The following is a 12277-nucleotide window of genomic DNA, read 5'->3' as shown; positions in this document are numbered from 1 at the left end:
TAACGGGAACGGGTGCCGCGCCAGTCCGATCCCGCAACAGCCGATACGACATGGGAATCGCGCCGTTCAAGCAACAAGAATGACCATCGGAGACAAGGTGAGGCTGATTCAATTTTCGGATCGTGAGGGTGCGCGCCGCGTCGGCATCGTCAACGGGACGCATATCCAGGCGCTGTCGCAGGTCGCCACCATGCGCGAGCTGGCGCTGCTGGCCGTGCGCAGCGGCAATGGCCTGGAGCGCCAGGCCCAACTGCTCAATGGCAACCAGCAGGAAGACTACGCCGCCATCCTGAAGGAACAACGCATCCTGGCGCCGCTGGACCATGAGGATCCGGCGCATTGCCTGGTCTCCGGCGCCGGCGTTACCCACTTGAGCAGCGCCTCCACGCGCGACAAGATGCACCGCACGATCGATGGCGAAGACATGGCCAAGACCGACATCATGCGCATGTTCGAATGGGGACTGGAAGGCGGCCGCCCGGGCAAGGGCAAGGTCGGCGTGCAGTCGGAGTGGTTTTACAAGGGCGACGGCGGCATCGTGGTCGCCCCTGGCCAGCCATTCCCCAGTCCCGACTTTGCGCTGGATGCCGGCGAAGAGCCGGAACTGGTCGGCCTGTACGTGATCGACGACGAAGGCTGCCCGCGGCGCCTGGGATTTGCCATCGGCAATGAATTTTCAGACCACGTGATGGAGCGCAGGAATTACCTGTACCAGGCGCATTCGAAACTGCGCCATTGCTCCTTCGGGCCGGAACTGCTGGTAGGCATGCCGCCTTCGCACCTGGTCGGGATGACCCGCATCCGCCGCAATGGCCGCGTGATCTGGGAACAGGAATTCCTGGCCGGCCAGGACAACATGTGCCACGACATCGAGAACCTGGAGTACCACCACTTCAAGTACAACCAGTTCCTGCGTCCCGGCGACGTCCATGTGCATTACCTGGGCGCGGCCAACCTCTCATTCGCCTCCGGCGTGCGCACGCAGACTGGCGACAGCTTTGAGATCAGCATTCCCGACTTCGGCGCGCCGCTGGTCAATGGCATTGAAAAAGCCGAAACGAAATTCGGCATCGGCGGCGCCAAGGCCTTGTAAGCCCAGCGCAAACCGCCAGTGAAAGATCGCCGCAAGGCGTAGCAGCAAGCAGTAATAGCAGCAACAAGCCCCCCTGGCGCACAGGCCGACAAGAGCCTGCCCACCGGTAGCCGGATCCTTCTGTGCAACCGGCTGCACGCCAGGCGTCAGACCTCAGGTAACAGAAAGGAGAACACTTCATGTCAACAACACATCACTCCCGGCCGGGAACGGCGCATATCTGCCGCCACACGTAATCCTGCCACCCGCCCCGTTCCACCGGAGTATCAATGAATTACACATTTGATTTCATGAGTGTGTTCGCCAACTGGGACCGCCTGCTGTACGGCGCCTGGCTGACGATCCAACTCTCCGCCCTGTCCATTGTGCTCGGCTTCGTGGTCGGCACATTGTGCGCGATCGCCTACCGGAGCAAGAACCCGCTGCTGCATGGCCTGGTGAAGGCCTACGTGGAGATCATCCGCAATACGCCGCTGCTGGTGCAGGTGTTCCTGGTGTTCTTCGGCCTGGCCAGCATCGGCTGGAAGCTGACCGCCGAAACCGCCGCCGTGATCGCGCTCACGCTCAACGTCGGCGCCTACACCACCGAGATCATGCGCGCCGGCATCAACTCCATCCATCCCGGCCAGATCGAGGCGGCCGAATGCCTGGGCATGTCCAAGCTGCATGTCTACTGGCATGTGGTGCTGCTGCCGGCGGTGGAGCGCGTCTACCCGTCGCTGACCAGCCAGTTCATCCTGCTGATGCTGGCATCGTCGATTACCTCGCAGATCTCGGCCGAAGAACTGACCGCCACCGCCAACCTGGTGCAGTCGGAAACCTTCCGCAGCTTCGAAGTGTATGTGGTGATCGCAGTGGCTTACCTGGCGCTGTCCTTCCTGTTCCGTGCGGCATTCTGGCTGATCAGCCAGGTCGCGTTCGTCCGCAAGCGCAAGCTCGGCACCAACCTGTGAGCGTGTTATGAACTATTTCAACTCCCACGTTCGGATGAGAAGGGATGCAGTGCAAGGCGCGGCGCGCGGCACAGGGTGGCCCCCTGTGCAAGCGCCGCAACGCCGCAATGCGCCCTTCTCACCCGAACCCTTCGGGCAGCCCCGGCAATGGGCCGCCTGCTGCGTTACTCCTCCTTGCCGTGGCACCACCACGGCGCGTCGTCGTGCCTTGCATTCAGCCCATTGCCGGGGCTGCGTGGGGGCTGAAATAATTCATAACACGCTCAAGGAGACAACGTGAACTCATTCAGTTTTTTGCACGTTGAATACCTGCTGCAGGCGGCCGTCTGGACCGTGGTGCTGTCGCTGGTGGCCTTCGTGTTCGGCGGCATTGCCGGCATCGTGATCGCGCTGTGGCGCGTCTCGCCCAACAAGGCGCTGCGCACCATCGCCAGCTGGTACATCCAGATCGTGCAGGGCATCCCGCTGCTGGTGATCCTGTTCGTGGCCTACTTCGGCCTGGCCATCGCCGGCTTCAAGCTCACGCCGCTGGTGGCGGCCGGCATTTCGTTTGCGATCTACTGCGCGGCCTTCCTCGGCGAGATCTGGCGCGGCTGCATCCAGGCGGTGCCCAAGACCCAGTGGGAAGCGTCGGAATGCCTGGGCTTCAACCGCTTCGAGCAGTTGACCAAGGTGATCCTGCCGCAGGCGATGAAGATCGCCACCCCGCCGACGGTGGGCTTCATGGTGCAGATCGTGAAGAACACCTCGCTGGCCTCGGTGATCGGTTTCGTCGACCTCGCGCGCGCCGGCCAGATCATCAACAACTCGACCTTCCAGCCCTTCACCGTGTTCGGTTGTGTGGCGCTGATCTATTTTTGCCTGTGCTACCCGCTATCGGCGTTGTCCAAGCATTTTGAAAGGAAATTGAATGTCAGCAATCGTTAAGATCAAGGACCTGCACAAGAGCTTCGGCACCAACAAGGTGTTGAACGGCGTCTCGCTGGATGTGCAGAAGGGCCAGATGGTGGCCATCATCGGCCGCAGCGGCTCGGGCAAGAGCACCCTGCTGCGCTGCCTCAACGGCCTGGAGAAGGTCGATGCCGGCGACATCAACGTCTGCGGCCACGACATCCACCATCCGGACAAGCTCAACCTGCGCGAACTGCGCAAGCAGGTCGGCATCGTGTTCCAGAGCTACAACCTGTTCCCGCACCTGACGGTGGAGCGCAACATCACGCTGGCGCTCACCACCATCAAGAAGATGTCTTCCGACGAAGCCAGGAAGATCGCGCAGAACGTATTGCAACTGGTCGGCCTGGAAAACAAGAAGGAAGCCTATCCCGAGCAGCTCTCGGGCGGCCAGCAGCAGCGCGTGGCGATCGCCCGTTCGCTGGCGATGGCGCCGGAACTGATGCTGTTCGATGAAGTGACCTCGGCGCTGGACCCGGAGCTGACCTCGGAAGTGCTCAAGGTCATGGAAGACCTGGCCAAGCAGGGCATGACCATGGTGCTGGTCACGCACGAAATGGCCTTCGCCCGCAAGCTGGCCGATGTGCTGGTGTTCATGCACCAGGGCAAGGTATGGGAAGTGGGTCCGCCGGATGAGCTGTTTTCCAATCCCAAGACCGCCGAGCTGCAGAAGTTCGTAGCCAGCGACCTGTAATCGCGCAGCATCCCGATCGCATTAGCCGTATCAGCCGCATCATCAAGACGACGTACCCAAGCAGTACCTTTCATCTCAGGAGACATCAATGAAAAACCTTTTGAACTTCACCAAAAAAGCCGCCGCCGTGGTGCTGGGCATCGCCTGCTTCGCACAGGTCGCGCACGCCGATGCGCTGGCCGATATCAAGGCCCGCAAGAAAGTGCTGGTCGCCATCGACCTGGGCGCGCCGCCGTTCGGCATGACCAGCGCCAAGCTGGAGCCGCAGGGTTCGGACGTGGAAACCGCGCGCGCCCTGGCCAAGGACCTGGGCGTGGAACTGGAAATCGTGCAGGTCACCGGCCCCAACCGCATCCCCTTCCTGATGACCGGCAAGGCCGACATGGTGATCGCCTCGTTCTCGATCACGCCGGAACGCCAGAAGGTGGTGTCGTTCTCGCAACCGTACGGCGCCTCGCAATTCGTGGTGGCCGCGCCCAAGGGCGAAAACATCAAGGGCCTGAATGACCTGGTCGGCAAGCGCGTGGCCGTGGTGCGCGGCAATATGCAGGATTCGCTGCTGACCCCGATCGCTCCCAAGGGCGCGACCATCGTGCGCTTCGATGACGACGCCACGGTGACCGCCGCCATCGTCTCGGGCCAGGTGGATGCTTTCTGCACGCCCAACTCGCTGGCCTCGGCCGTGTCCAAGCAGAACCCTTCGAAGAACATCGAAACCAAGTTCGTGATCAAGGACATCCCTTACGCCATCGGCATCCGCAAGAACGAGCCGGCGCTGGAAAAGTGGCTCAACGACTGGATCGGCGCGAACCTGAAGAACGGCAAGCTGGCCGGCATCTACCAGCAATGGGTGGGCAGCCCGATGCCTGACCTGTCGCAGTTCGCCGCGAAGTAATCCTGAAATCCGCGCCGGCGATTCTGCCGGACGCGGATTGTTTGAAACGCTCTCACCGAGATCACCATGAAACCTATTTCTCCCATCATTCGATTGAATCCGGTCGATGATGTCGTCATTGCGCGCCGCCAGCTCATTTCCGGCACCGTGCTGGAAGAGGAAGGCGGCCTCAAGGTCGTCGGCCTGATCCCCGCCGGCCACAAGATGGCGACCCGCGCCATCGCGGCCGGCGAGCCGGTCAAGCGCTACGGCCAGATCATCGGCACCGCCAGCCAAGCCATCGAGCCAGGCCAGCACGTGCACACGCACAATCTGGCGATGGCGGAATTCTCCCGCGAGCACCACTTCGGCGCCGACGTCAAGCCGGTCGACTTCGCCGCGCAGCCGGCGACCTTCATGGGCATCGTGCGCCCGGACGGCCGCGTGGCCACGCGCAACTACATCGGCGTGCTGACTTCGGTGAACTGCTCGGCCACGGCCGCGCGCGCCATCGCCGACCATTTCCGCCGCGACATCCATCCGGAAGCGCTGGCCGATTTCCCCAATGTCGACGGCGTGGTGGCGCTGACCCACGGCCTGGGCTGCGCGGTGGATTCGCTGGGCGAACCGCTGCAGATCCTGCGCCGCACCCTGGCCGGCTACGCCAAGCATCCCAACTTCGCTGCCGTGCTGGTGGTGGGCCTGGGCTGCGAGACCAACCAGATCTCGGGCCTGATGGAAAGCCATGACCTGAAGGAAGGCGAATACTTCCATACCTTCACGATCCAGAGCACCGGCGGCACCGCCAAGACGGTGGCGCTGGGCATCGAGAAGATCAAGAAGATGCTGCCCAAGGCCAACGACATCAAGCGCGAACCGGTGCCGGCCAAGCACCTGACGCTGGGCCTGCAATGCGGCGGCTCGGACGGCTACTCGGGCATCACCGCCAACCCGGCGCTGGGCGTGGCGGTCGACCTGCTGGTGCAAAACGGCGGTACCGCGATCCTGTCGGAAACGCCTGAAATCTATGGCGCCGAACACTTGCTGACGCGCCGCGCGGTGTCGCCGGAAGTGGGCCAGAAGCTGCTGGCGCGCATCGACTGGTGGGAAGAATACTGCCGCAAGAACGATGCCGAGATGAACAACAACCCTTCGGCCGGGAACAAGGCGGGCGGGCTGACCACCATCCTGGAAAAGTCGCTGGGCGCGGTGGCCAAGGGCGGCACCACCAACCTGGTGGATGTCTACAAGTACGCCGAGACCGTCACTGCCAAGGGCTTCGTGTTCATGGACACGCCGGGTTACGACCCGATCTCGGCCACCGGCCAGGTCGCCGGCGGCGCCAACATGATCTGCTTCACCACCGGCCGCGGTTCGGCCTATGGCTGCGCACCTTCGCCGTCGCTGAAACTGGCGACCAACACGGCGCTGTGGCAACGCCAGGAAGAAGACATGGACATCAACTGCGGCGAGATCGCGGACGGTACCGCGACGCCGCAGGAGATCGGCGCGCGCTTCTTCCAGATGATCCTCGATACCGCATCCGGCAAGAAGACCAAGAGCGAATTGCACGGATACGGACAGGATGAGTTCGTCCCCTGGCATATCGGCGTGTACACCTGAGCTGCATCCCCTGCTGCCGTTGGCGTCGCCGCCAACGGCAGTGTTGTTTGCGCCCTCCAGCGTTCTTCGTCAGATGCGGCGCCGCCGGCAAAGCATCCCCCTGGCTTTCATGCATCAGGGTGTTTTGCCAGCGGTGACGCCAACAAGCCAAGTCTGGCCAGCTTCATGCGGCCTCAACAACCTAGGAGTCAAGAATATGGCACATGCATTCACTATCCAGGCACACCTGCCTGAAGACCACGCGCAAGCGACGCTGATCGGGCGCGTCTGGCAGCCGGACGTCGGCCCGGTGCTGGTCAAGGTCGACGCCGATGGCGTGTACGACCTGAGCAAGCTTGCCGCCACCTCCAGCCAGTTGCTGGAACTGGACGATCCGGCCGCAGCGGTGAAGGCCGCGACCGGCCTGCCGCGCCTGGCTTCGCTGCAGGAACTGCTGGATAACGCCGACATTGCCAAGCGCGACACGGCCAAGCCCTGGCTGCTGGCGCCGATCGACCTGCAAGCGGTCAAAGCCAGCGGCGTGACCTTCGTGGCCAGCATGCTGGAACGCGTGATCGAGGAACAGGCGCGCGGCGATGCCGGCCGTGCGGAGTCGGTACGCAAGGCGATCACCGCCGTGATCGGCGACAACCTCTCCAGCGTGGTGCCCGGTTCGCCGGAAGCGGCCAAGCTGAAAGAAGTGCTGCTGGAACAGGGCGTGTGGTCGCAATACCTGGAGGTGGGCATCGGCCCCGACGCCGAGATCTTCACCAAGGCCCAGCCGCTGTCGTCGGTCGGCCTGGGCGACGAAGTCGGCATCCACCCGAAATCGGCCTGGAACAATCCGGAACCTGAGATCGTGCTGGCCATCAACAGCGCTGGCCGTGTGGTCGGCGCCACGCTGGGCAACGACGTCAACCTGCGCGACTTCGAGGGCCGCAGCGCACTGCTGCTGGGCAAGGCCAAGGACAACAACGCCTCTTGCTCGGTCGGGCCTTTTATTCGTCTGTTCGACGCAAACTTTTCAATTGACGACGTGCGTCGCGCCGAACTTACAATGCGGGTCGACGGTACGGAAGGCTTCACGCTCAAGGGCAGCAGCTCGATGTCGATGATCAGCCGCGATCCGCTGCAGCTGGTGGAACACGCGATCGGCCCCAACCACCAATATCCGGATGGCTTGGTACTGTTCCTGGGCACCATGTTCGCGCCGACCCAGGACCGTTTCGGTCCGGGCCAGGGCTTCACGCACCAGGTCGCCGACATCGTGACGATCGCCACGCCCAGGCTGGGCGCGCTGGTCAACACCGTGAACTTCAGCGACAAGACGGCGCCCTGGACTTTCGGCCTGACCGCGCTGCTCAAGAATCTGGCAAAACGACAACTCATCTAAAGGAATCAACATGGCCTCATCCACTGGACGCCTCGCCGGCAAGACCGTTCTGATCACTGCCGCCGCCCAAGGCATCGGCCGCGCCTCGACCGAACTGTTCGCCAAGGAAGGCGCGCGCGTGATCGCCACCGACATCAGCAAGCCCCACCTCGACGCGCTGGCCGGAATCGCCGGCGTCGAAACCCGCCTGCTGGACGTGACCGACGATGCCGCCATCAAGCAGCTGGTGGCCGACATCGGCACCATCGACGTGCTGTTCAACTGCGCGGGCTACGTCGCCGCCGGCAACATCCTGGAATGCGACGACAAGGCCTGGGACTTTTCCTTCAACCTGAACGCCAAGGCGATGTTCCACACCATCCGTGCGGTGCTGCCGGGCATGCTGGCCAAGAAGGCCGGCTCGATCGTCAACATCGCCTCGGCCGCTTCCAGCGTCAAGGGCGTGGCCAACCGCTTCGCCTACGGCGCCTCCAAGGCGGCGGTGGTCGGCCTGACCAAGTCGGTCGCAGCCGACTTCGTGGCGCAGGGCGTACGCTGCAACGCGATCTGCCCCGGCACCATCGAGTCGCCGTCGCTGGAACAACGCATCGCCACCCAGGCCAAGGAAACCGGCAAGAGCGAAGCCGAGGTGCGCGCCGCCTTCGTCGGCCGCCAGCCGATGGGCCGCATCGGCAAGGCTGAAGAAGTCGCCGCGCTGGCGCTGTACCTGGCCTCGGACGAGTCGAACTTCACCACCGGCTCGATCCACATGATCGACGGCGGCTGGTCGAACTGACCTGAGCATCGATCTGGGCATCGGCATCGCAGGACCGGGCCTGACCGCCTGAATGTCCGCCCAAAAAGAAAACGGCATGTGTTTCGACACATGCCGTTTTTCATTGCCGCCGCGCCTTGCTGTACAGGTTTGTGAATCGGCGGCTGCGGCGCATAATGTGTTTTTCCGTCATCCTTTGCCTTTCCATGACCGACACATCCCCGCCATCCGAACAGATCACGGCGGCCTTTGACCAACCGATGCTGCTGGGCGAATCGCCGTTGTGGCATGCCGAAGAGGCGGCGCTGTACTGGATCGACATTCCCGGCAAGGCGGTGCATCGCCTGCATATCGAAAGCCGGCAGCACAAATCCTGGCCGATGCCGCAAGAACCCGGCGCCATCGCCAAGCATGCCCGGGAAGGCCTGGTGGTGGCGCTGCGTTCCGGCATGGCGCACCTCAATACGCAGACCGGCGCGTTGTCGCCGCTGCTGGCGGCGCCTTACGATACCGCCCGCATCCGCTTCAACGATGGCCGCTGCGATGCCGCGGGCCGTTTCTGGTGCGGCACCATCTACGAACCGCGCGATCGCGAAGCCGGCACGTTGTACTGTTTCGAACGCAACAGCCTGCGCGATGCCCACCATCCGGTGACCACCTCCAACGGCGTGGCGTTCAGCCCCGACCAGCGCCTGCTGTACCACTCGAACACGCCGGCGCATCGCATCAATGTCTACGACTATGACCTGGCCACGGGCACGGCCGGCAACTGCCGCCTGCTGCGCCAGTTCGATGCCGACAAGAGCTCGCCCGATTATGGCGGCCGCCCCGACGGCGCCGCGGTGGACAGCGAAGGCGCTTACTGGTGCGCCATGTTCGAAGGCGGACGCGTGCTGCGGCTGTCGCCGCAGGGCGAGATCCTGCGGGAGATCCGCTTGCCGGCACGCTGCCCGACCATGGTGGCTTTCGGCGGCGCCGACCTGCGCACGCTGTACATCACGACCGGGCGCAATGGCCGCAGCGATAGCGAATTGCAGCAATATCCGCTGTCGGGATGCGTGCTGTCGGTGCGCGTGGATGTGCCGGGGCGCCTGGAATACAGCTACCGGCCCTGATTTTCCGGCACGCCGGATGACAAGAAGACCAGCATCGGAAGACTATGCCATGAGCCCCAGGAGCCCCATGAGCCGTTATCTGCTCGCCCTCGACCAGGGCACCACCAGTTCGCGCGCCATTCTGTTTGACCGCCAGGGCCGCATCGCCGCCATCGAGCAGAAAGAATTTGCACAGCATTACCCGCAATCCGGCTGGGTAGAGCATGACGCCAACGACATCTGGCGCTCCCAGCTCGACGTCGCCCAGGCAGTGCTGAAGAACAACCACGTGACAGCCGGCGAGATTGACGCCATCGGCATCACCAACCAGCGCGAGACCACCGTGGTGTGGGACCGCAAGAGCGGCGAACCGGTCTGCCCTGCCATCGTGTGGCAGGATCGTCGCACCGCCGGCCTGTGCGACCGGTTACGCAGCGAAGGCAAGGAAGAACTGTTCGCCCGCAAGACCGGCCTGGTGCTGGACGCGTATTTCGCCGGCACCAAGCTGAACTGGATCCTGGAGAACGTGCCCGGTGCCCGCGCGCGCGCCGAGCGCGGCGAGCTGGCGTTCGGCACCGTCGATTCCTGGCTGGTCTACAAGCTCAGCGGGGAACATGTCACCGACAGCAGCAATGCCTCGCGCAGCCTGCTGTTCGACATCCATCGCTGCGAGTGGGACGATGAACTCATGGCGGTGCTGCAAGTGCCGCGCGCCATGTTGCCGCGCGTGGTGGCCAGCAGCGGCGTGGCCGCGCAGGCCAACGCCGAATGGTTCGGGAGCGCCCTGCCGATTGCCGGCATCGCCGGCGACCAACAGGCCGCCACGTTCGGGCAGGCCTGCCTGCGTGAAGGCATGGTCAAGAATACCTACGGCACCGGCTGTTTCATGCTGATGCAGACCGGCGCGCAAGCCGCCGTGTCGAAAAACAAGCTGCTCACGACCATCGGCTGGACCCTGGCTGCAAAAGATGGCGCCCCGCCCCGGACCTCGTACATGCTTGAGGGCAGCATCTTTGTCGCCGGTGCGGTAGTGCAGTGGCTGCGCGATGGCCTGGGCGTGATCGAAAAATCATCCGATATCGAGGCGCTGGCGGCGCAGGCGCCGGACAACGGCGGCGTGTATTTCGTACCGGCCTTTACCGGACTCGGCACGCCGTATTGGGATCCTTACGCGCGCGGCAGCATCAGCGGCCTCACGCGCGGCTCCACCAAGGCCCATCTGGCCCGCGCCGCGCTGGAAAGCATCGCTTACCAGACCGCCGATGTATTGGAGGCGATGCAGAAGGATGCCGCCATCCCGCTCACGGAACTGCGAGTGGACGGCGGAGCCGCGCGCAATGACCTGCTGATGCAGTTCCAGGCGGACATGCTGGGGGTGCCGGTGGTGCGACCGCAGGTCACGGAAACGACTGCGCTGGGCGCCGCTTACTTGGCCGGTCTGGCCACCGGGTTCTGGCATTCCCAGGAAGAAATTTCCGCCATGTGGCAGGTCGACCGCCTGTTTGAACCGGCAATGGCGGCCGGATTGCGCGATGAACTCCTGATGCGTTGGCATAAGGCGGTGGGATGCTCGCAAGGATGGATGCAGGACTGAAATGCGTCGCGCGCCCGATGGCAACGCTCTTTTGCCTTTGCCCGATGAGGTATTCGCATGCGCACGAGGCCAAAATCAGACACGCGAGTATGCATTTTCGATGATTGTGAGAAAATACTGCATTATCGCGGGTACAGTATCCGCACCAGATTTCGTCTGACACCGACATCCATCAATACTATTTACGCGTCGAAAGAATATTTATGACTAAATTGAAGAGCCTGGTCGCCAAACTTGCATTCGTCGGCATCGCTTCCATCGCTGTCCAAGCACCGAGCTACGCCATCGACGGCATGTCGCTGGAATACGGCACCGGCAACAACACCCAGCTGGTTCGCCTCGGCGCCCAATGGAACTGGGGCCCGAACTGGAATTTCTGGCAGTCGAACGGCACGCATATCGGCGGCTACTGGGATCTGTCGCTGGCCAACTGGCGCATGAACCACTATAACAACACGAATGACAGCGGCAACCTGGTCGACCTCGGCCTGACTCCGGTGCTGCGCTTCCAGCGTGACGACGGCAAGGGCTTCTATGGCGAAGCCGGCATCGGCGTCCACCTGTTCTCCAAGCTGTATCGCAACAACGACAAGGTCCTGTCGACTGCATTCCAGTTCGGCGACCATATCGGCGCCGGCTATGTGTTCAGCAATGGCCTGGATCTTGGCATCCGCTTGCAGCATTTCTCGAACGGCGGCATCAAGCAGCCGAACGGCGGCGTGAACTTCGCCGTGGCGCGTGTGGCGTACAAGTTCTAAGATCCACAGCGAAAATTCGCAGTGCTAAAAAGCCGGCTTTGCCGGCTTTTTTTGTGCGCCTTAATCCATTCAACCGACTCTGGCAAGGCAAGTGCGCGAGTTCATCTATGAACGATTTCGGCGGCAATTGACGGCACCTGATTGTGTGTGAGCAAAGACAGAAGACGCCTCCATCCCGGGATAGGGCCCTTATTCTTCAAATGCCCGTCTCCGCAAACTGAAGAACTGATGCGCCCTATTGGAGGAGGCATCAAGATAATTTCGAGTGAATGCTTACAAGGTAATTTAAAAGGGTTTATCGCACGGCATGCGACGTATGCGGAATACGAATGGATCTGTCAGGGATGTGGTTCAGGAGCTGGCAGAGTCTGGGTGCCAGCTGAAAGATGAAGAGAGACTGAACCGGAAGGGTGAAGCGGGTGATGGAGGTACGCTCGCAGAGGCAGCCCAAGCTTCCAAGCCGAAGCGAAGCCCAGAGCCAGAAGGGCTAAACGCTAAAACGCTCCCCCAACGCGGC

At 62.8% G+C, this 12277-nt stretch carries 11 protein-coding genes; all 11 read left to right on the top strand.

Going from position 1 to position 12277, the window contains the following annotated elements:
• The first annotated feature begins 97 nt into the window (after nt 1-97).
• The 11 genes from araD1 (at nt 98) to FB598_RS00005 (ending at nt 11760) form a co-directional block, all read left to right on the top strand.
• Nucleotides 98-1093, top strand: a complete 996-nt coding sequence (gene araD1 / locus FB598_RS00060; RefSeq protein WP_141911335.1) for an AraD1 family protein — start codon at nt 98-100, stop codon at nt 1091-1093.
• Nucleotides 1094-1362: 269 nt separating this feature from the next.
• Entirely contained in the window at nt 1363-2046 is a 684-nt protein-coding gene (locus tag FB598_RS00055; protein WP_141911333.1) for an amino acid ABC transporter permease, read from the top strand.
• Between the two features lie 276 nt (nt 2047-2322).
• Nucleotides 2323-2973 (top strand): amino acid ABC transporter permease, encoded by a 651-nt coding sequence (locus FB598_RS00045; RefSeq protein ID WP_141911330.1) that lies wholly within the window; start codon nt 2323-2325, stop codon nt 2971-2973.
• The gene (locus tag FB598_RS00040) at nt 2957-3691 is read left to right on the top strand and encodes an amino acid ABC transporter ATP-binding protein (protein WP_141911328.1); all 735 of its coding nucleotides are present in this window, start codon (nt 2957-2959) and stop codon (nt 3689-3691) included. Before FB598_RS00045 ends, FB598_RS00040 begins: the two co-directional genes overlap by 17 nt.
• Before the next feature lie 88 nt (nt 3692-3779).
• On the top strand, nt 3780-4586 hold the full coding sequence (locus FB598_RS00035; protein ID WP_050469340.1) for a transporter substrate-binding domain-containing protein: 807 nt from the start codon (nt 3780-3782) through the stop codon (nt 4584-4586).
• A gap of 66 nt (nt 4587-4652) precedes the next feature.
• A complete protein-coding gene (locus FB598_RS00030; protein ID WP_141911325.1) occupies nt 4653-6188 on the top strand; it encodes a UxaA family hydrolase in 1536 nt (511 codons plus the stop codon).
• 196 nt (nt 6189-6384) lie between these two features.
• Complete coding sequence (locus FB598_RS00025) at nt 6385-7560, top strand: fumarylacetoacetate hydrolase family protein (protein ID WP_141911323.1); 1176 nt, start codon at nt 6385-6387, stop codon at nt 7558-7560.
• Between the two features lie 10 nt (nt 7561-7570).
• Nucleotides 7571-8335, top strand: a complete 765-nt coding sequence (locus FB598_RS00020) for an SDR family oxidoreductase (protein ID WP_141911320.1) — start codon at nt 7571-7573, stop codon at nt 8333-8335.
• A gap of 185 nt (nt 8336-8520) precedes the next feature.
• Entirely contained in the window at nt 8521-9429 is a 909-nt protein-coding gene (locus FB598_RS00015) for an SMP-30/gluconolactonase/LRE family protein (RefSeq protein WP_141911317.1), read from the top strand.
• A 67-nt stretch (nt 9430-9496) separates the two neighbouring features.
• A complete protein-coding gene (gene glpK, locus FB598_RS00010) occupies nt 9497-11002 on the top strand; it encodes a glycerol kinase GlpK (protein ID WP_141911315.1) in 1506 nt (501 codons plus the stop codon).
• A 203-nt stretch (nt 11003-11205) separates the two neighbouring features.
• The gene (locus tag FB598_RS00005) at nt 11206-11760 is read left to right on the top strand and encodes an acyloxyacyl hydrolase (protein ID WP_141911313.1); all 555 of its coding nucleotides are present in this window, start codon (nt 11206-11208) and stop codon (nt 11758-11760) included.
• Nucleotides 11761-12277 lie beyond the last annotated feature (517 nt).

It is taken from the genome of Herbaspirillum sp. SJZ106, assembly GCF_006715495.1.
GTDB lineage: Bacteria > Pseudomonadota > Gammaproteobacteria > Burkholderiales > Burkholderiaceae_D > Herbaspirillum.
This window is presented reverse-complemented; position numbering and strand designations above follow the sequence as displayed.

Coding starts and splice junctions, on each gene's coding strand:
- FB598_RS00025 (WP_141911323.1), top strand. CDS start 6,385: ATGGCACATGCATTCACTATCCAGGCACACCTGCCTGAAGACCACGCG.
- FB598_RS00030 (WP_141911325.1), top strand. CDS start 4,653: ATGAAACCTATTTCTCCCATCATTCGATTGAATCCGGTCGATGATGTC.
- FB598_RS00005 (WP_141911313.1), top strand. CDS start 11,206: ATGACTAAATTGAAGAGCCTGGTCGCCAAACTTGCATTCGTCGGCATC.
- FB598_RS00055 (WP_141911333.1), top strand. CDS start 1,363: ATGAATTACACATTTGATTTCATGAGTGTGTTCGCCAACTGGGACCGC.
- FB598_RS00035 (WP_050469340.1), top strand. CDS start 3,780: ATGAAAAACCTTTTGAACTTCACCAAAAAAGCCGCCGCCGTGGTGCTG.
- FB598_RS00020 (WP_141911320.1), top strand. CDS start 7,571: ATGGCCTCATCCACTGGACGCCTCGCCGGCAAGACCGTTCTGATCACT.
- glpK (WP_141911315.1), top strand. CDS start 9,497: ATGAGCCGTTATCTGCTCGCCCTCGACCAGGGCACCACCAGTTCGCGC.
- FB598_RS00015 (WP_141911317.1), top strand. CDS start 8,521: ATGACCGACACATCCCCGCCATCCGAACAGATCACGGCGGCCTTTGAC.
- FB598_RS00040 (WP_141911328.1), top strand. CDS start 2,957: ATGTCAGCAATCGTTAAGATCAAGGACCTGCACAAGAGCTTCGGCACC.